This window comes from Amycolatopsis sp. NPDC114503, assembly GCF_055633655.1.
Window position 1 is genome coordinate 313350 of the sequence record NZ_JBVKDT010000003.1, and the last position, 17381, is coordinate 330730.

Here is a 17381-nt window from a genome sequence, read left to right on the forward strand (position 1 = left end):
CCTCGGGCTCCCCTTGAGGCTCCGGCGCCGGGCGGAGCGGCTCAGCCCTTGATCAGAGCCTGGTACGCCTCGGCCTCGAGCAGCGCCTCGAGACCGGCCGGGTCGTCGAGCCGGATCTCCACGAGCCAGCCCTCGCCGTAGGGGTCGGAGTTGACGAGCTCCGGCGAATCGGCGACCGCGGAGTTCACCGCCACGATCTCGCCGTCGACCGGCGCGAACAGCTCCGAGACGCTCTTCGTGGACTCGACCCCGCCGAAGGCGTCGCCCGCCCCGACCTGCTTGCCGACCTCGGGCAGGTCGACGAACACGACGTCGCCGAGCTGGTCCTGCGCGTATTCGGTGATCCCCACCCGCACGAGCGAACCCTCGCGGGTCGCGACCCACTCGTGTTCCTCGGTGTAGCGCAGTTCTTCCGGAGTGGTCAACGCCGCTCCCCTTCCTGGTGCTGGCTTTCCTGACGGCAATCTTCCATCACCGGGTGCGCAGCGCGCGAGCCGCCTGCACGACGTAAAGCGCCCCGGACCAGACATACAGGACACCGCCCCACACCATGAACGCGTACGCGATCGGCCGCGCGACCGCGGCGACGTCCGAGCCGCCTTGGGTGAGCAGCAAGAACGGGAAGGCGTACATCAGGACGAAGGTCGCGCCCTTGCCGATGTAGGTGACCTCGGGCGGCGCGAATCCGCCGCGGCGCAGCAGCATCACGCAGACGCCCAGCACCAGCTCGCGCAGCACCAGCGGGACGACGACCCACCACGGGATGATGTCGCGGATCAGGAAGGCGACGAGCGTGGCGAGGATGTAGAGCCGGTCCGCGGCGGGGTCGAGCAGCTGGCCGAGCCGCGACATCTGGTCCAGCCAGCGGGCGAGCTTGCCGTCGAGCCAGTCGGTGAGCGCGGAGAAGATCAGCAGGGCAAGCGCCCAGCCGTCCTCCTTCGGGCCGAGCAGCAGCCAGAGGAACACGGGGACGCCCGCCAGCCGCAGCAGCGACAGCAGGTTGGGGATGGTGAGCGCCTGCCGCCACAGGGAGGGCTCGGTCTGGGGCTCGTCGGGGACCGTGGTCACGCGGTCAGCCTAGAGCGGGCCGGATCGCGGCGTTTGTCCCGGCGGGGGAAGTCCGGGGATTCGGGTTGCCGGGGCGGTGCGCAGGGCGCTCGCGGACGCGGGTTCCGGCGGCCGTTGCGCCCTCGTGCCGTGTTGGGGTGCACCCGCGGTGAGATTTTCCGCAGCGGGGGCGGTGGGTGATGCGGTGGTCCGTGAGGGGAACCCTGAGGGACTCAGATTCCGTCAGGGGAACCCTCACGGACAGTTGCGGGGGCGGGAACCCGACGGGCCGCCTTGCTCGCGGCGGAGTGTTCGTACCGGCGCGGACGGATCCGGCTGGCCCGGAGCTGGAACGATTCCGTCGCCGTGCCCGGGAATCGGCACCGGCAGTGACTTGACGCCCGAGCGGCTCGGCAGCACCAGCGGGCTCACCAGGGTGAGCGGCGCGGCGGCGTGAGCGGCGGCACGGCAGGTAAACCGGCAGCACGAGCCGATCAGCGGCGCAGGTGAATCGGCGGCACGAGCGGATCAGCAGCGCAGGTGAATCGGCGGCACGAGCGGATCAGCAGCGCAGGTGAATCGGCGGCACGAGCGGATCAGCAGCGCAGGTGAATCGGCGGCACCAGCAGATCAGCAGCGCAGGTGAATCGGCGGCACCAGCAGATCAGCAGCGCAGGTGAATCGGCGGCACCAGCAGATCGACACCGCCAGCTACTCGATGCCGCGAGCGGCTCGCCAGCGACTCGAAGCCGCACGTGGCCCGCCAGCAACTCGAAGCCGCACGTGACGCGCCAGCAACTCAGTGCCGCGCGTGAATCACGGGGCGGGTGAATCGGTGCAGTGCCAGGGAAATCCGGCTGATCCGCCGGTCCGCGTCCGGTGTCCGGGACCCCTCCCCGGTTCCGGACGCGAGCCGGCGGAAGTCTCAGCGGGAGCGGCGGCGGCTGGCCGCGCGGCGGTGGCTCCATCCGCGGCGCCGCAGCTGCGCGGTGCTCAGCGTTTCCGGACGGCCGCGGCCGTCGGTGCCCACCCAGCGCGGGCGCACGGCGCCGGCCTCGAGGACGTAGGGGCGGCCGCCGCACCACACCACGCTGCAAGGTTCGGTCGGCGGATCGGTCGGGGCGTCGGTCTCGGCTGCGGGGGCGGCTTCGGTGCTCATGCTCTCGGTGACTCGTGCTCTCTGGCGTCGGGGCTTCGGGGACCTGGAACGCGCGGGGCGCCTGCCCTGTACGTCGGCGCGGGACCGCCGAGCGTTAACCGCCGCGGGCCGGATTCCTCCGAACGATATGCGCCGGCGATGCGGATTTCGCGGTCCGGAACCGGAAACCAACCGTCCACAGTAGACTCAACGAAGTGCGCTCCGGTGTGTCGGTGCCGCTCAGCGGGGGCGCGAGGGGCCAGAATGGGCGCGACCCCGGCGAAAGGATCGCGGTGCTCCCGTCGAAAACCGTGTACGGGCCGCTGTGCGCGGCTGTGGTGGTTTTGCCCGCGCTCACCGCCTGTTCGGGGGATCAAGCGCCACCGGCAGCCGCCCCTTCAGCACCCTCCGCGATCGCCTCGGCGGCGCCGAGCACGCACGCTCCCCCGCCGCTGCCGGAAACCGCGGGCGCGAGCAGCCCGCCTGCCGCGCCCAGCAGCACCGCGGCCGCGCCGAAGCCGTCGAAACAGGCGCCGCCGGTCAATCCGGGCACGTGCGGCACCGTCACCGCGGCGAGCGGCATGACGCTGTACGTGTACGACAACAAGGCCATCCCGTGCGCGGACGCGATGGCGCTGGTCAAGAAGTTCCACCAGGCGATCAACGGCCGTCAGGCCGCGGGCTCGAACAACCCGGTCAACGCGACCGTCGACGGCTGGCTGTGCGTTTCCGGCCCGCCCGCCGCGCAGGGCGGCACGACGTGCAGCAAGGGCGAGCAGACCGTGCTGGCGGCGGTGGTCCCGGCCGAATAAGACCGGGACCGTCGCGGCTCAGGACTTGAGATCCGGGAAGTCGTCCTCGCGGAACTCGCCCTCGGGCCGCTCGCCGCCCTCCCGGCCGCGCAGTTCGACCCGGCGGATCTTGCCCGAGATGGTCTTCGGCAGGTCCCCGAATTCCAGCCGCCGGATCCGCTTGTACGGCGCGAGGTGCTCCCGCGCGTACGCCAGGATCGCCCGCGCGGTCCCGGCGTCCGGCTCGTGCCCGGAGGCGAGCACGACGTACGCCTTCGGCACGGCCAGCCGGATCGGGTCCGGCGCGGGCACCACGGCCGCCTCGGCGACCGCTTCGTGCTCCAGCAGCACGCTCTCCAGCTCGAACGGCGAGATCCGGTAGTCCGACGCCTTGAAGACGTCGTCGGTGCGGCCGACGTAGGTGATGTAGCCGCGTTCGTCGACCGAGCCGACGTCGCCGGTGTGGTAGTAGCCGCCTCCGAACGCGGCGGACGTGCGCTCGTCGTCGTCCGCGTAGCCCGCCATCAGGCCGACCGGCCGGTGCGCGAGGTCGAGGCAGATCTCGCCCTCGGTCGCGCGCTCGCCGGTGACCGGGTCGACCAGCGCGACCGCGAACCCGGGCAGCGGGCGGCCCATCGAACCGGCCACGACGTCCTGGCCGGGCGTGTTCGCGACCTGGACGCTGGTTTCGGTCTGCCCGAAGCCGTCCCGGATCGTGACACCCCACGCCTTCTCGACCTGCTCGATCACCTCGGGGTTGAGCGGCTCCCCCGCGCCGACGACCTTCTTCGGCGGCGTCCGCAGCGCGGTGAGGTCGGCCTGGATCAGCATCCGCCACACCGTCGGCGGCGCGCAGAAGCTGGTGATCCCGCAGCGGTCCATCTGCGCCATCAGCGCGACCGCGTCGAACCGCGCGTAGTTGTACAGGAACACGGTCGCTTCGGCGTTCCACGGCGCGAAGAAGTTGCTCCACGCGTGTTTCGCCCAGCCCGGCGACGAGATGTTGAGGTGGACGTCGCCCGGCTCCAGCCCGATCCAGTACATTGTGGACAGATGGCCGACGGGGTACGAAACGTGCGTGTGCTGCACCAGTTTCGGCTTCGCGGTGGTGCCCGAGGTGAAGTACAGCAGCAGCGGGTCCTCGGCGCGGGTGACCCCGTCCGGGGTGAATTCGGCGGCCGAGGCGTACGCGGTTTCGAAGGCGTGCCAACCGGAAACCGGTTCGCCGACCGCGATCCGCGTGTAGTCGCCGGCGACGTCGGCGAACTTCTCCGCGTCGACGTCGCGCACGATCACGTGCTTGGCGTTGCCGCGCTCCACCCGGTCCACGAGGTCGGCCGGGCCGAGCAGCGTGGACGCCGGGATCACGACGGCGCCGAGCTTGATCGCCGCGAGGATGGTCTCCCACAGCTCGCCCTGGTTGCCGAGCATGACGATCACCCGGTCGCCGCGCGAGACGCCGAGGCCGCGCAGCCAGTTCGCGACCTGATTGGACCGGGCCGACATCTCCGGGAACGTCCAGCGGTTCTCGGAGCCGTCCTCCTCCACGATCCACAGCGCGTACCGCCGCGCGTTCGCCGGATCCGCCGCGACGGTGTCGAACCAGTCGAGCGCCCAGTTGAACTCGTCCAGCTGCGGCCACGCGAACTCGCGATAGGCAGTCTCGTAGTCCTCGCGATGGGCCTGCAGATAGTCCCGCGCCGCGCGGAATGCCTGGTAGCCGGTGACCTCAGCGCCGTTGCTCACGTCGTACTCCTCGTGCTCGCTTTCCCGTGCCCTGTTTACTCGCCCTTGAACTCCGGCGCTCGTCGCTCCAGGAAGGCCTGCACGGCTTCCTGGAGATCCTTGCTCGGCAGGAACGCGGAGTTCCACGCGGCGACGTAGCGCAGGCCCTCGGCGACCTGGCGTTCGGTGTTCGCGGACAGGACCTGTTTGGTGCCCTGGACGACGAGCGGCGGGTTCGCGGCGATCTCCGCGGCCAGCTCGCGGGCCTTGGCCAGCAGCGTCTCCTGGTCCGGGTACACGTCGTTGACCAGGCCGATCTTCTCCGCCCGGGCGGCGTCGATGTCCTTGCCGGTCAGCGCCAGCTCGCGGACGTGCCCTTCGCCGATGATGGGCGCGAGCCGCTGCAGGCTGCCGATGTCGGCGACGATCGCGACCTTCACCTCGCGGACGCTGAACTTCGCGTCCTCGCTGGCCAGCCGGATGTCGGCGGCGGTGACGACGTCCACGCCGCCGCCGATGCACCAGCCGGACACGGCCGCGACCACCGGCTTGCGGCATTCGGCGATCGAGCTGACCGCCTGCTGCAGGCGCTGGACCTCGCGGTGGAACTCGGTGCGCGGCCCGGCCAGCGCGTCGCCGGCCAGCAGCGGCGCCCAGCTGCCCATCATCGCGGGCAGGTCGAGGCCGTAGGAGAAGTGCTTGCCGCTTCCGGCGAGGACCACGGCGCGCACGCGCGGGTCGGCGTCGAGGGCGGCGAACACCAGCGGAAGCTCGCGCCAGAAGTCGGGGCCCATCGCGTTGCCCTTGCCCGGGCCGAGCAGGGTCACCTCGGCGACCGGGCCGTCGAGGGCGACGCGGAGCGAGGCGAGTTCGGGCAGGGCGGCTACTGGTTCGGTCATGCGGTCATCTTGACTCATCGGCCCGACCCCAGACCATCCGGTTGACACTGTGCCAACGCGGCTGCGGGATGCTTTCCTGGAGACCCGAGGTGGAGAGGGAGGCGCCCGTATGGAACCGGCACCCGTGCCCGTCGCCGACGCCCCGCAGGCGGAACCCGCGGCGGCCCGCAGGACCCGGCCGATCGAGCTGTCCGGCTCGTTCCGGCACGAGGGCCAGCGCCTGTGCTACACCGAATACGGCAGCGGCGACCGCGTCGTGGTGCTGATGCACGGGATCATGCTCACCCGCCGGATGCACGCGCCGCTGGCCCGGCGGCTCGCCCGCGCGGGATTCCGCGTGGTGACCCTCGACCTGCTCGGCCACGGCGATTCCGACCGGCCGACGCAGTCGTGGCACTATTCGATGCCCGCGTTCGGCGAGCAGGCCGTCGCGCTGCTCGACCATCTGGAGATCGAGGACGCGGTGGTCGGCGGCACCTCGCTGGGCGCGAACGTGGCGCTGGAGGTGGCCGTCGCCGCCCCTTCGCGAGCGCGCGGGCTGGTGGTCGAGATGCCGGTGCTGGACAACGCGATTGTCGCCGGGCTGCTGACTTTCGCGCCGCTGCTGTTCGCCGCGCGCTTCCTGCCCGTGACGGTGCGCGGGGTGTCGCTGGCCGCGCACCTGGTTCCGCACGGGAACCAGTGGGTGGACGTCATCACGGACACGCTGAGCCAGGAACCCGCGCCGATGGCCGCGTTGCTGCACGGCGTGCTGTTCGGCCGGATCGCGCCGCCGAAGTCGATCCGGGGCACGATCGCCACGCCGACGCTGGTGATCGGGCACGAGGGCGATCCGATCCACCCGTTCGGGGACGCGGGCAGCCTGGCCGAGGACCTGCCCAACGCCGAGTTCGTGCAGGCCCGCAGCCCGGTCGAGCTGCGGTTCGACCCGAAGCGGCTCAGCGCGGCGATCCGGGACTTCGCCTTCCGCCGCTACCCCGCCTGATCCTCGCTGACGTCGGCGAACTCCGGCGGCGCCTGCAGGTCGTGGGCGCAGAACTGCAGCACGTGCTCGACGCCCATGACCTTGCCGCCCATGGCCGCGAACTGCGGGAGGAATCCGGCAGGTGCCGGGCTGCCCGAGAGCGCGGCCAGGCACCCGGCACCGCGCTGAAACGACTCGCCTCTGACGTGCACGCCATCGGTCGCGCCGGAACCGGCGAGCGGGAATCTGCCGAGTCGTCCCCACGCGGCTCAGCGCGGCGATCCGGGACTTCGCCTTCCGCCGCTACCCGCCTGATCCTCGCTGACGTCGGCGAACTCCGGCGGCGCCTGCAGGTCGTGGGCGCGGAACAGCACCGCGTGCTCGACGCCCATGACCTTGCCGCTCATCGCGGCGAACTGCGGGAGGAACTCCGCGGGCGCGGGGTGGTCCGAAAGCGCGGCCAGGTACGCGGCATGCGCCTCCAGCGACGCGATGCCGCGCCGCAGCGGCTCGCCGGTGACGTCGACGCCGTGGGTCGCGCCCGAACCGGCGAGCCCGGGGACGAGGTACCAGCGGGCCGAATGCGGGGCCAGGCCCTCGTCGTCGATCTGCTCCGGGAAGACCCACCGGTTGCCCGCGTCGCGGATCGCGTCGAGCGTCGCGAGCCCGGCGGCGCGGTGGTCGGCCTGGTCGAAGCCGTAGGGCGTCTCGACCTCGAATCCGCAGCCGAGCACGACGTCGGGCTTGAACCGCCGGATCTCGCGGGCGATGTCCCGGCGCAGGTCGAGGCCGTAGACGAGCACGCCGTCCGGATGTTCGAGGACAGTCAGCCGTTCGACGCCGACGGCCGCGCAGGCGTTGCGCTGCTCGGCGACGCGCAGGCGGGCCGTCTCCTCGGGCGGGTTCGGCATGCCTGCCTCGCCGCGGGTGAGCAGGAGGTACCCGACCTCGATGCCGCGCGCGGTCCAGCGGGCGACGGCCGCGGACGTGCCGTACTCCATGTCGTCGGGGTGCGCGACGACGCAGAGCACGCGCTGGAAGGACTCCTCGGGCAAAGCAGGCAGGGTCATGCCGGACATCTTCGCGCGCGGACGGCCCGACGTCTGCGTTATCCGGCCTGATTCCGGTCCAGCCCGGCGACCGGGCCGAACACGATCACCGCGGGCGGGCGCACGCCCGCGGCCGCGGCTTCGTCGGCCACCGAGGCGAGCGTCGACCGCAGCACGCGCTGGGTCCGCATCGTCCCGTCCTCGATCACCGCGACCGGCGTGTCGCCCGGGCGGCCGCCTTCGAGCAGGGCGGCGGCGAACTTCGGCAGCCGTTCGACGCCCATCATCAGCACGATCGTGCCGCGCATCCGGGCCAGCAGCGACCAGTCCACGAGCGACCGCTCGTCGCCCGGCGCGACGTGCCCGGACACGACGACCACCTCGTGCGCGACGCCGCGGTGCGTCACCGGGACGTCCGCCACCGCGGGCACCGCGAACGCCGAGGTGATGCCTGGAACCATGGTCACCGGAACGCCCGCTTCGGCGCACGCCTGGACCTCTTCGAACCCGCGGCCGAACAGATACGGGTCGCCGCCCTTGAGCCGGACGACGAACTTGCCTTCCTTGGCTTTCTCGATGAGCGTCCGGTTGATCACGTCCTGGCTCGCCGCGCGGCCGTACGGGATCTTCGCCGCGTCGATGACCTCGACCTCCGGCGCGAGCTCGTCCAGCAGGTCGCGCGGGCCGAGCCGGTCGACCACCACGACGTCGGCGCGCGAGAGCAGCCGCCGGGCGCGGACGGTGATCAGGTCCGGGTCGCCCGGCCCGCCGCCGACCAGCGCGACTCCGGGCAGCGCGCCCTCGGGATGCGGCTGGCGGCCGTCCTCGATCGTGCCCGCGTGCAGGCCGTCCAGCATCGAATCGCGGACCGAGGCCGAACGGAGCGGCTCGCCGCCGGACAGGACGCCGAACAGGAGTCCGCCGTGCCGCCCGGTCGCCGGGGTCACCGCCGAACCGGACTCGCCCTCGTCGGCGCGGACGCAGAAGACGCGCTCCCGCTCCGCCTCGGCACAGATTTCGGCGTTGGTCTCCGGGCTGTTGGTGCAGGCCAGCGCGTACCAGGCGGCCCGCAGGTCGCCCTCGGCGTAGCGGCGCTGATGCCAGACCAGCTCCCCCGCGTCCGCCATCCCCTGCACCGAAGGCGTCGTGTGCGGCGACACCAGCTCGACGCGGGCGCCCGCGCTGATCAGCCGGGGCAGCCGTCGTTGGGCGACGGAACCGCCGCCGAACACCACGACGCGGCGGCCGGTCAGGTTCAGGCCGGAAAGGTAGTGCGGGTCGTCCATGCGCGGAAGCATATGGGCGTGGCGCGGTCCCGCACGCCGAGCGTGGGTCATGCCACGCCGGGGACGTCGCTTACGCCGCCAGGGTTAACACGACGGCAAAAATACGTCGGCTGTCCGCAGGCAAATCCGGCGCCACGGGAGTAATTCCGCGCGCGGGCCGTACCGCTGCCGCATCGGGAAACGACTGCTGGTCGCACACTGCCGGATCAGATGGGGAGTCTTGATGACCAGGAACAGTGCGACCAGACGAAGACGCGCGTGCTCGCTCGCCGCAGCTCTGCTCGTGTTCGCGGGCGCGACGACCGGGACCGCGCAGGCCGATCCGCTCGCGCCGACGGATCTCGCTCCGCTGCCCGGGGACGACCAGAGCCTGGCGCTGGCGGTCAACGAGGCGGGGACGGCGGTCGGCACGTCGTCGGCGGGCCGCGACCCGCGCCTCGACCATCCGGTCCGCTGGGACACCGCCGGGCACCCGACCGCACTGCCGACACCGGGTGCCGGCCAGGGGCAAGCGCGCGCCGTCAACAGCCACGGCGTCGCCGCCGGGTATGTGCTGACGCCGACCGTCGCCGTCCCCGCGCGCTGGGACGCCGCGGGCCGGGTGACCTTGATGTCGCTTCCGCCCGGTTACCACAACGCGATGGGCGAGAAGATCAGCGACACCGGCGTGGTCGTCGGGGAATGGCAGACGCCGGACGGCCTGCAGCACCCGTTCCGCTGGGACCCGGACGGCCGGGTCGCCGACCTCGGCACGCTGCCCGGCGACACGTGGGCCGTCGCGACCGGCATCTCGGCCGACGGCGCCGTCGTCTCGGGTCAGGATTCCAGCCCCGCGAAGGCGCACTCCGTGAGATGGGTGAACGGCGGTCCGGTCACCGACCTGGCCCCGACCGCTTGGGCCAGTGCGAACAACGTCATGAACCGGAACGGGACGATCGCCGGGCACCTGACTGACGTCGAGCACGGGAACTCCGTTCCGGTGACCTGGGACCGCGACGGGGTCCTGCGGCGCCTGCAATGGGAGAGCCCGCATCCGGTCTGGCTCAATCAGGTCAGCCCCACCGGGTACGTGACCGGCAGCGGCTATCTGTACCCGCCGGACCGGGATTCGGTGCTGTGGGATCCGGACGGGAACGTGTATCTGATCGACGGAGACGTCGCCGGGGTCGACTCGAACGGGAACGCGGTCGGGGCCTCGCAGAACCGCGCGACTGTTTGGTACGGCAACGGGAACACCGTGCGGTTCGGAATTCTGCCGGGCGGCAGTTACAGCAAGGGCGAGTGGATCACCGACAGCGGGTATGTGGTCGGGAGTGCGGACGTCACCGGGTACAAGACGCACGCGGTGGCTTGGAAACTCGGGTAGCGCCGGAGGCGGCTGGGCGAGCCTCGCGCCCGTCCAGCCGCGCGGGCGGGCATAGCTCCGCGTTGCCTGTTTCTGTTGCTACGGCGGCAATCCTGCGATCTGGCACCGGACTCACTCCACCCGGAAAACCGGACCGCGCGGCACGAACGGCAGCCGGGCACCGCGAGGCACCAGAAACGCGTGTTCCCGCAACGGTCGCACGTGGTCGCACTGCGCGTCGGTGATGATCAGGACCGGGCCGTCCGCCGGGAAGTCCGGGGCGCGGCGCAGCAGGTCGACGCCGGGCTGCAGCCGCGTGCCGCCGCGGCCGCGGACCTTCACCCGGCCCGCGATGTCTTCCACCGCGAGGTATCCGGCGTCGTAGGCGGCCGCGTCGCAGAAGACCACCCGGGCGGCCGGGACGTCGCGGGCCAGGGCGTACGACGCGATCGCGCCGAGCGCTTTCCCGAGCAGTTCCGCGTTCATCGAGCCGGACGTGTCCAGCACGACGCCGAACGTCGCGCGGCGTTCGAGCCGCTCCGGGAAGACCCGGCCCGGGCGCGGGATGTCCGGCGTCGCCGACTGACGGCGCGACGCCCGCACGTAACTGCGCACCGGCTGCTCCACCTGGACGTGCTCGTCGAACCACCGGGCGAGCTGCGCGTCCCACGGGAGCGGCGGATGGTCCAGTGCGCGGATCTCCTGTTCCAGCCCGAGCGGCAGCAGGCCGCGGCCTTGCGCTTGGTGATAAACGAGACCCTGGCTGAGCGCGCGGCGGTAGAACTCGTCCAGGTCGACGCCGCCGGTCCGGTCGCCGTCACGCCACGGGAGCGGCTTCGGTTCCGCCCGGCGCGAGGAGCGGCGGGCGGCGGCCTCCGGCTCGGACAGCCAGTCGCCCAGGACGTCGCCGGCCTCGCGGCCGCCCAACGTGCGCAGTTTGCGGGCGCGGCGAAGATCGGTCGTCAGCGTGTCGTACACCGATTCCGCGGACAGCTCGGCGAGCTGCGGATCGTGGAGGCCGTCGCTGGGCAGCTCGCCGACGCCGAGGGCGACCAGCCAGCCGTTGATCACGTAGTCGCACGCGACGTTCCACAGATACGGGTCGCGGCCGAGCGCGCGGCGGTCGTGCCGGAGCGCGGCGTGCAGCATCTCGTGGGCGAGCACGAACCGCCATTCCTCCGCGGTCAGCGCGGCGTGCGGGTTGACGTAGATCTCGCCGTGCTCGGCGTCGACCGCCGCGACCGAGATGTCCCAGGCGCGCACGACCTCGGGGTCGACGACCAGGGTGAACCCGGCGGCCACCGCGCCGAGCAGCGGGAACGACGACGCGAACCAGCCCAGCGCACGGTCCCATTCCCCCAGGCTCCGCCGGTGCCGGGTCTGGCCGCGCGCGTCGGCGGCCTGCTCCATCGCCTCGGTGGCCGAGGCGATCAGGCCCCGCGCGAACCGCTCGGTCCAGGGCTCGGATTTCCCGTGGTACTGCACGTGCCACCGGCTCGGCGGCTCGGCGAGCGCCAGGCACGGCCGGTCGCCGCCGGTGCCCAGCGAACGGAAGACCTCCGGAACGCCGGTCTCGCGCCAAGCGCGGGCAAGGGAAAGCTCGTCGGCGCCCGGGAGTTCCGGCACGAGCGTCAGCGGCGTCCCGACCCGCACCGCCTCCGAGAACCGGTGCACCGCAACGCAACACGCCGCGCTGTAGCTCGCCTCCACGCCCCGGTCGGCGGTGATCGCGTCCGCCTCGGAGAGCTGCTCCTCGTCCAGATGGCCGAGACCGAGGTGCAACAGCAGATGCGCGAACACCCACGCCCATTCGGCGGGCTCGGCGTCGCGGGCGCGGTTCGCGGTGATCAGGCCGTTGTCGGCGACGACCGCCCAGGCCTCGGCGCCGGTCAGGCTGGTGCGGTCCAGGCTCGCGCGGCCGGCGAGCTGGTTGAGGACGGTGTTCGCGCGGACCAGCGCCCAGCCCGCGTCGATGGCCTTGTTCCGGCGTTCGCGAAGGCGCGCGTCGGAGCGGACTGCGCTCATGCTGGCACCTCAATGACGAGTTGCACGCTGGCCGATAAAGAGGCGCCAGCATGAACAACCATGATTCGCTTGCAAGCTGCGCTCATGCTGGCACCTCAATGACGAGTTGCACGCCGGCCGACAAAGAGGCGCCAGCATGAATAACCATGATTCGCTTGCAAGCTGCGCTCATGCCCGGGCCGCAACCAGGCGCGGCAGGTCTCGCGCGGCTTCGACCAGGAACCACGACGGCAGGCGCGGGTTGCCCGCCTCGTCGTCCGCGATCACCAGCTGCGCCATCTCCAGCGAGATCTCCGCCAGTTCGACCAGCAGGCTCTTCGCGCGGAACGCGAACTGCCGCACCGCCGCCGACGCGTGCCGCTTGTCCGCGGGCAGGTCGCGGGCCAGCCGGACGCGGAACGTCTCGGCGAGGAAGTAGAGCAGGTCGCGCTCGCCCGGCTCGGCGGGCCAGCGCGCGTCGCCCTTGAGGATGGCTTCCAGGTCGAAGGCGTGCCGGGCGACCTTGAGATAGGACCGGAACGCGCCGGCGTGCTGCGGGGTGAGCGTGGCGTACGCGAGCAGCGCGACGGTCTCGTCGTCGAGCAGATCGCCCGCCGAGTGCAGCAGGTCGGACAGCATGTGCCAGGACCGCGGCGTGGAGAACGGCTCCTCGGTCTTCGGCGGCTGGCTCCACAGGTGGTCCGGGCGCTGGGCCAGGTAGTCGACCACCGCCGGGTGGATGCCGTTGCCCGCCGCCCAGGCGAGCCAGTCGCCCGCCGACGCGCGCAGGTGGAGGTGGACCAGCCGGTTCACCAGCGCCGACGCCATCGGCCGGGCGAGCGCCTGGTCGGTGGCGCGGTTTCCGGCGCCGATCACCACCGAACCGGGCGGCAGCTCGTAGGAGCCGATCCGGCGGTCGAGGATCAGCGAGTAGAACGCCTTCTGCACGTCCGGCGACGCTGCGTTCAGCTCGTCCAGGAACAGGCAGTACGGCTCGTCGCGGGCGATCTGCTCGGGCGGGCAGAACCGGCTCCGGCCGTCGGCGATCTGCGGCACGCCGATCAGGTCCTCGGGCGCGAGCTGGGTGCCGAGCAGCGAAACGCACTCGAGGCCGAGCGCCGCCGCGAATTCCCGGACCAGCGACGACTTCCCGATTCCGGGCGCGCCCCAGAGGAAGACCGGCCGGACGACGGCGGTCGTGAGCAGGATGTCGGGCAGCTGGGCAGGCGTGACAGCGATCTGGGCGTGCAAAGCGCGGACCTCTCCGGTGTCGGGACATCCTCGTGCGGTGCCCGTTTCGTGCCGTTATGGTCGCGCGCCGGGCCAGCTGCCCGCATCCGGTTTTTCAGCTCCGCGCCGCCGTCGGGTAGGGCAGCAGTGCCATCTCCCGCGCGTTCTTGATCGCGGTGGCCACCTGTTTCTGTTGCTGCGGCGTCAATCCGGTGACCCGGCGGGCCCGGATCTTGCCGCGGTCGGAGATGAACTTCCGCAGCAGGTCGACGTCTTTCCAGTCCACCCTGGTGATTCCGGCCGCGTGGAAGGGGTTCGGGCGGCGGCGCGGCGTCCGGTCCGGTTTCGGCACGGCGCTCACCAGCTCGACTTCGAGACGCCGGGCAGTTCCCCGGTGTGCGCCATCTGCCGCATGCGCACCCGGGACAGCCCGAACTTCCGCAGGTATCCGCGCGGACGGCCGTCGGCGGTGTCGCGGTTGCGAATTCGCGTGCGGCTGGCGTCGCGCGGCATGCGTTGCAGCGCGACGACTGCGTCGGCCTTCTCCTCCGAAGATGCCGAAGGCGACGCGATCACCGCCTTGAGCGCGCGCCGCCGCTCGACATATCGCGCGGCGATCACCTTCCGCTGCTCGTTCTTCGCGATTTTCGACTTCTTCGCCATCAGCGCTCTTCCTTGAATTCGACGTGCTTGCGCGCCACCGGGTCGTATTTGCGCAGCACCATCCGGTCCGGATTGTTGCGGCGGTTCTTCTTCGTCACGTACGTGTAGCCGGTGCCCGCGGTCGACCGCAGTTTGATGATCGGCCGGATGTCGGTGCTTTTCGCCATCTAGAGCTTCACTCCCCTCGCCACGAGATCGGCGACGACGGCGTCGATGCCGCGTTTGTCGATCGTCTTCATGCCCTTCGCCGACACCTTCAGCCGCACCGCGCGGCCAAGGCTCGGCACGTAGTAGCGGCGCGTCTGCAGGTTCGGCTCCCAGCGCCGCGAGGTGCGGCGATGCGAATGCGAGACCTGCTTGCCGTAGCCCGGCTTGCGGCCGGTGACCTGGCACACGGCTGACACGGACCCTCCCAAGTTGATAGTGACATTCATGTTCAACTACGCTCGCCACCGTACCCCGCACCGTCGTCTGGAGATCCAGTGCCCCCACGTCCGCGTGTCCCGCTCGTGCTCTGCAGCGGGATCGCCCCGGCCCCGAACGATGCGCTCGCCGCGCTCCTGCACCGCGCGAGCCCCGGCACCGCCGTCGTCCACCACGACCTGCGCGACATCGGATCCGGCGTCGTCCGCCGCCGGATCCTGCTGCGCGGCCGCGACGAGCTGACGCCGCTCGAACTCGCGCACGGCTGCGTCAACTGCACGCTGCGCGAGGACCTGCTGCCGCTGCTGCGCCGGCTGGCCCGGATGCCTCAGGTCGACCGCATCGTGGTGCGGCTGGACGAGGCGATGGAGCCGGAACCGGTGAGCTGGGCGATCCGCAACGTCCTGGTCGGCGACCGCCCGGTGAGCGACGACGTCGAACTCGAAGCGGTCTTCGCCGTGCTCGACTGCGCGACGTGGCTCGGCGACGTCACCGGCGACGACCTGCTCGCCGAGCGCGGTCTGCAAGGCAGCCCGGAAGACGAGCGGACGGTCGCGCAGGTCGCGCTGTCCCAAGTGGAATCCGCCGACGTCCTGGTGCTCGCCGGAGCGGCGACGGACGCTTGGTCCGCGGCCAAATCCTCGGCGGTGCTGGACCGGGTCGCGCCGTCCGTGCCGCGCGTCGAACTGGCCCGCGCCGACGCCGCCGGGCTGTTCGCCGCGATCCCCGCCGACGCCCGCCGCGGCGAGGTCACCGACCTGCACGGCGCGTTGCTGCGCGGCGCGCCTCCGCTGCACCCGGACTGCGGCATCGAAGTGCTGCAGTTCACCGCGCAGCGCCCGTTCCATCCGGAGCGGCTGCACGAGGCGATCGACCTCCTGCTCGACGGCGTGGTCCGCACCCGCGGCCGGGCCTGGGTGGCGAGCCAGCCGGACGTCGCGTTCTGGATCGAATCGGCGGGCGGCGGTCTCGGCATCGGGCACGCCGGGCCGTGGCTCGCCTCGCCCGACGGGCCGGACTGGGCCGACGTCTCCCCCGAGCGCCGCACGCTCGCCTCGCTGCGCTGGGACCCGGTGCACGGCGACCGCGCGCAGGAGCTGGTGATCGTCACCGATCAAGCCGCGCCAGCGGAGATCGAGAGCGCGTTGCGGGCAGCCCTGCTCACCGACGCCGAACTGGCCGAGGGCGAAGCGGCCTGGCGCGGGTACCCCGACCCGTTCGGGGATTGGCACGAGGACCCCTGCGAAGAAACCGAAGAACCCGACCGGCACGCGAACGCCGCCAACCAGAAGGACGAAACCCTGTGAAACCCGGCATCCACCCCGACTACCATCCGGTGGTCTTCAAGGACTCGTCGACCGGCGACGCGTTCCTGACCCGCTCCACCGCGACGTCGGACCGCACCGTCGACTGGTCCGACGGGAACACTTACCCGCTCGTGGTGGTGGACATCAGCGCGTGGTCGCATCCGTTCTGGACCGGCACCCAGCGGATCCTCGATTCGGCGGGCCAGGTCGAGAAGTTCCGCCGCCGCTACGGGCAGCGCCGCAGCGGGGGTGCGCGCTGATGGCCGTCCCGAAGCGGAAAATGTCGCGCAGCAACACCCGTTCCCGGCGCTCGCAGTGGAAGGCGGCGGCGCCGGACCTGGTGCCGATCGTCGTGGACGGCGAGCGGAAACTGGTGCCGCGCAAGCTGATCAAGCACCTCCAGCGGCTCGAAAAGTGAGCGTCCCGGTCACTGTCCTTTCCGGATTCCTCGGCGCCGGGAAAACCACGCTGCTCAACGAGATCCTGGCCAACCGGGACGGCCTGCGCGTCGCGGTGATCGTGAACGACATGAGCGAGGTCAACATCGACGCCGCGCTCGTGCGGGACAGCGTGTCGCGGACCGACGAACGGCTGGTCGAGATGACCAACGGGTGCATTTGCTGCACCCTGCGGGAGGATCTGCTCGAGGAGGTCGCCCGGCTGTGCGACGACGGGCGGTTCGACCATCTGCTCATCGAGTCCAGCGGGATCTCCGAGCCGATGCCGGTGGCCGCGACTTTCTCCTTCCCCGCCGACGACGGCGCTCCGGTGCTGTCGTCGGCGCGGCTGGACACCATGGTCACCGTCGTGGACGCGGCGAACTTCGCCCGCGAACTGGCCCGAGGCGACAGCCTGGTGGAGCGTCGGCTGGACCAGTACGACGGCGACGAACGGACGGTCAGCGACCTGCTGATGGACCAGGTCGAGTTCGCGGATGTCCTGCTGCTGAACAAAACCGACCTGGTCACCACGTCCGAAAAGGACCGGCTGCTCGCCTCGCTGCGCCGCCTCAACCCGGCTGCCGACGTCGTGGCGGCGGAGTTCGGCCGGGTGCCGCTGGCGCGGGTCTTCGGCACCGGGCGCTACGACGCCGAACGCGCGCAGCAAGCACCGGGCTGGGTGGCGGAACTCAACGGAGACCACGTGCCGGAGACCGAGGAGTACGGCATCTCCAGTGTCGTGTTCCGCTCCGGGCGCGCGTTCGACCCGGCGCGGCTGTGGGAGTTCGTCGCGTCGCGGCTCGACTCCGGCGAGTTCGGCACGGTGCTGCGGTCGAAGGGGTTCTTCAGCCTCAGCACCCGGCCGGGCACGCTCGGCCTGTGGTCGCAAGCGGGCAGCGTCGCACGGTTCGAGCCGCAGGGGGTCGTCGACGAGCCACGGCAGGAGCTGGTGTTCATCGGCGTCGGTCTCGAGCACGCCGCATTGCTCGACGCACTCGAGACCTGCCTGTCCGACACCGCCGCGACCGCGGACCCGTTCCCCGCGTGGGAACCGGTCCACGTCCACTAAG

The 17381-nt window shown here is 71.5% G+C and carries 22 protein-coding genes; 7 read left to right on the plus strand and 15 right to left on the minus strand.

Annotated elements, in window-relative coordinates:
* Positions 1-41 precede the first annotated feature (41 nt).
* The 4 genes from gcvH to ACZ7OI_RS14170 all read right to left on the minus strand — a co-directional run bounded on the left by gcvH (position 42) and on the right by ACZ7OI_RS14170 (position 2768).
* Positions 42-425, minus strand: coding sequence for a glycine cleavage system protein GcvH (gene gcvH, locus ACZ7OI_RS14155; protein WP_470264596.1), 384 nt, complete (start codon positions 423-425; stop codon positions 42-44).
* Between the two features lie 46 nt (positions 426-471).
* Complete coding sequence (locus ACZ7OI_RS14160; protein WP_344275877.1) at positions 472-1068, minus strand: cardiolipin synthase ClsA; 597 nt, start codon at positions 1066-1068, stop codon at positions 472-474.
* 904 nt (positions 1069-1972) lie between these two features.
* Positions 1973-2206 carry a hypothetical protein gene (locus tag ACZ7OI_RS14165; RefSeq protein WP_370936816.1) on the minus strand — a complete coding sequence of 78 codons (234 nt, stop codon included), beginning with the start codon at positions 2204-2206 and terminating at the stop codon, positions 1973-1975.
* 352 nt (positions 2207-2558) lie between these two features.
* Complete coding sequence (locus tag ACZ7OI_RS14170) at positions 2559-2768, minus strand: hypothetical protein (protein ID WP_470264597.1); 210 nt, start codon at positions 2766-2768, stop codon at positions 2559-2561.
* On the opposite strand from ACZ7OI_RS14170, the gene ACZ7OI_RS14175 reads away from it, so the two are divergent.
* Positions 2767-2997: a hypothetical protein gene (locus ACZ7OI_RS14175; RefSeq protein WP_037714276.1), complete on the plus strand. Its 231-nt coding sequence runs from the start codon at positions 2767-2769 to the stop codon at positions 2995-2997. The genes ACZ7OI_RS14170 and ACZ7OI_RS14175 overlap by 2 nt on opposite strands.
* An 18-nt stretch (positions 2998-3015) precedes the next feature.
* On the opposite strand, the gene ACZ7OI_RS14180 is transcribed toward ACZ7OI_RS14175, so the two are convergent.
* Positions 3016-4722, minus strand: coding sequence for an AMP-binding protein (locus ACZ7OI_RS14180; protein ID WP_470264598.1), 1707 nt, complete (start codon positions 4720-4722; stop codon positions 3016-3018).
* A 35-nt stretch (positions 4723-4757) separates the two neighbouring features.
* The gene (locus ACZ7OI_RS14185; RefSeq protein ID WP_470264599.1) at positions 4758-5600 is read right to left on the minus strand and encodes a crotonase/enoyl-CoA hydratase family protein; all 843 of its coding nucleotides are present in this window, start codon (positions 5598-5600) and stop codon (positions 4758-4760) included.
* 109 nt (positions 5601-5709) lie between these two features.
* On the opposite strand from ACZ7OI_RS14185, the gene ACZ7OI_RS14190 reads away from it, so the two are divergent.
* Complete coding sequence (locus ACZ7OI_RS14190) at positions 5710-6585, plus strand: alpha/beta fold hydrolase (protein WP_470264600.1); 876 nt, start codon at positions 5710-5712, stop codon at positions 6583-6585.
* On the opposite strand, the gene ACZ7OI_RS14195 is transcribed toward ACZ7OI_RS14190, so the two are convergent.
* The 3 genes from ACZ7OI_RS14195 to cobA are packed head-to-tail and all read right to left on the minus strand — an operon-like array spanning position 6573 to position 8899.
* Complete coding sequence (locus tag ACZ7OI_RS14195) at positions 6573-6776, minus strand: hypothetical protein (RefSeq protein WP_470264601.1); 204 nt, start codon at positions 6774-6776, stop codon at positions 6573-6575. The genes ACZ7OI_RS14190 and ACZ7OI_RS14195 overlap by 13 nt on opposite strands.
* A gap of 57 nt (positions 6777-6833) precedes the next feature.
* Positions 6834-7643 (minus strand): PIG-L deacetylase family protein, encoded by an 810-nt coding sequence (locus ACZ7OI_RS14200; RefSeq protein WP_470264602.1) that lies wholly within the window; start codon positions 7641-7643, stop codon positions 6834-6836.
* Positions 7644-7672: 29 nt separating this feature from the next.
* Positions 7673-8899, minus strand: coding sequence for a uroporphyrinogen-III C-methyltransferase (gene cobA / locus ACZ7OI_RS14205; protein ID WP_470264603.1), 1227 nt, complete (start codon positions 8897-8899; stop codon positions 7673-7675).
* Between the two features lie 223 nt (positions 8900-9122).
* Here cobA and ACZ7OI_RS14210 point away from each other — a divergent pair, with 223 nt between their 5' ends.
* Positions 9123-10265 carry an HAF repeat-containing protein gene (locus ACZ7OI_RS14210; RefSeq protein ID WP_470264604.1) on the plus strand — a complete coding sequence of 381 codons (1143 nt, stop codon included), beginning with the start codon at positions 9123-9125 and terminating at the stop codon, positions 10263-10265.
* Positions 10266-10376: 111 nt separating this feature from the next.
* Here the strand turns inward: ACZ7OI_RS14210 and ACZ7OI_RS14215 are convergent, their stop codons facing one another.
* The 6 genes from ACZ7OI_RS14215 to rpmB all read right to left on the minus strand — a co-directional run bounded on the left by ACZ7OI_RS14215 (position 10377) and on the right by rpmB (position 14545).
* Entirely contained in the window at positions 10377-12269 is a 1893-nt protein-coding gene (locus ACZ7OI_RS14215) for a vWA domain-containing protein (protein WP_470264605.1), read from the minus strand.
* A 168-nt stretch (positions 12270-12437) separates the two neighbouring features.
* The gene (locus tag ACZ7OI_RS14220; protein WP_470264606.1) at positions 12438-13499 is read right to left on the minus strand and encodes an AAA family ATPase; all 1062 of its coding nucleotides are present in this window, start codon (positions 13497-13499) and stop codon (positions 12438-12440) included.
* Between the two features lie 94 nt (positions 13500-13593).
* Positions 13594-13839 carry a 30S ribosomal protein S18 gene (rpsR, locus tag ACZ7OI_RS14225; protein ID WP_354734862.1) on the minus strand — a complete coding sequence of 82 codons (246 nt, stop codon included), beginning with the start codon at positions 13837-13839 and terminating at the stop codon, positions 13594-13596.
* On the minus strand, positions 13836-14141 hold the full coding sequence (gene rpsN, locus ACZ7OI_RS14230; protein ID WP_470264607.1) for a 30S ribosomal protein S14: 306 nt from the start codon (positions 14139-14141) through the stop codon (positions 13836-13838). The genes rpsR and rpsN overlap by 4 nt, the downstream gene beginning before the upstream one ends.
* The gene (gene rpmG, locus ACZ7OI_RS14235) at positions 14141-14308 is read right to left on the minus strand and encodes a 50S ribosomal protein L33 (RefSeq protein WP_116205050.1); all 168 of its coding nucleotides are present in this window, start codon (positions 14306-14308) and stop codon (positions 14141-14143) included. The genes rpsN and rpmG overlap by 1 nt, the downstream gene beginning before the upstream one ends.
* Positions 14309-14545 (minus strand): 50S ribosomal protein L28, encoded by a 237-nt coding sequence (gene rpmB / locus ACZ7OI_RS14240; RefSeq protein ID WP_470264608.1) that lies wholly within the window; start codon positions 14543-14545, stop codon positions 14309-14311.
* Between the two features lie 78 nt (positions 14546-14623).
* Here rpmB and mrf point away from each other — a divergent pair, with 78 nt between their 5' ends.
* Genes mrf through ACZ7OI_RS14260 form a run of 4 tightly spaced genes read left to right on the plus strand, consistent with a single transcriptional unit; the run spans position 14624 to position 17380 of the window.
* Positions 14624-15871 (plus strand): ribosome hibernation factor-recruiting GTPase MRF, encoded by a 1248-nt coding sequence (gene mrf / locus ACZ7OI_RS14245; protein ID WP_470264609.1) that lies wholly within the window; start codon positions 14624-14626, stop codon positions 15869-15871.
* Entirely contained in the window at positions 15868-16131 is a 264-nt protein-coding gene (locus ACZ7OI_RS14250) for a type B 50S ribosomal protein L31 (RefSeq protein WP_470264610.1), read from the plus strand. Before mrf ends, ACZ7OI_RS14250 begins: the two co-directional genes overlap by 4 nt.
* Positions 16131-16289, plus strand: a complete 159-nt coding sequence (rpmF, locus tag ACZ7OI_RS14255) for a 50S ribosomal protein L32 (protein ID WP_470264611.1) — start codon at positions 16131-16133, stop codon at positions 16287-16289. The genes ACZ7OI_RS14250 and rpmF overlap by 1 nt, the downstream gene beginning before the upstream one ends.
* The gene (locus tag ACZ7OI_RS14260) at positions 16286-17380 is read left to right on the plus strand and encodes a GTP-binding protein (protein WP_470264612.1); all 1095 of its coding nucleotides are present in this window, start codon (positions 16286-16288) and stop codon (positions 17378-17380) included. The genes rpmF and ACZ7OI_RS14260 overlap by 4 nt, the downstream gene beginning before the upstream one ends.
* Position 17381: the final 1 nt, after the last annotated feature.

Excerpts from the sequence above, each read along its gene's own strand:
- ACZ7OI_RS14165 (WP_370936816.1), bottom strand. The coding sequence starts at position 2,206 with ATGAGCACCGAAGCCGCCCCCGCAGCCGAGACCGACGCCCCGACCGAT.
- ACZ7OI_RS14175 (WP_037714276.1), top strand. The coding sequence starts at position 2,767 with ATGACGCTGTACGTGTACGACAACAAGGCCATCCCGTGCGCGGACGCG.
- ACZ7OI_RS14170 (WP_470264597.1), bottom strand. The coding sequence starts at position 2,768 with ATGCCGCTCGCCGCGGTGACGGTGCCGCACGTGCCCGGATTGACCGGC.
- ACZ7OI_RS14185 (WP_470264599.1), bottom strand. The coding sequence starts at position 5,600 with ATGACCGAACCAGTAGCCGCCCTGCCCGAACTCGCCTCGCTCCGCGTC.
- ACZ7OI_RS14190 (WP_470264600.1), top strand. The coding sequence starts at position 5,710 with ATGGAACCGGCACCCGTGCCCGTCGCCGACGCCCCGCAGGCGGAACCC.
- ACZ7OI_RS14200 (WP_470264602.1), bottom strand. The coding sequence starts at position 7,643 with ATGTCCGGCATGACCCTGCCTGCTTTGCCCGAGGAGTCCTTCCAGCGC.
- cobA (WP_470264603.1), bottom strand. The coding sequence starts at position 8,899 with ATGGACGACCCGCACTACCTTTCCGGCCTGAACCTGACCGGCCGCCGC.
- ACZ7OI_RS14210 (WP_470264604.1), top strand. The coding sequence starts at position 9,123 with ATGACCAGGAACAGTGCGACCAGACGAAGACGCGCGTGCTCGCTCGCC.
- ACZ7OI_RS14215 (WP_470264605.1), bottom strand. The coding sequence starts at position 12,269 with ATGAGCGCAGTCCGCTCCGACGCGCGCCTTCGCGAACGCCGGAACAAG.
- rpsN (WP_470264607.1), bottom strand. The coding sequence starts at position 14,141 with ATGGCGAAGAAGTCGAAAATCGCGAAGAACGAGCAGCGGAAGGTGATC.
- rpmG (WP_116205050.1), bottom strand. The coding sequence starts at position 14,308 with ATGGCGAAAAGCACCGACATCCGGCCGATCATCAAACTGCGGTCGACC.
- rpmF (WP_470264611.1), top strand. The coding sequence starts at position 16,131 with ATGGCCGTCCCGAAGCGGAAAATGTCGCGCAGCAACACCCGTTCCCGG.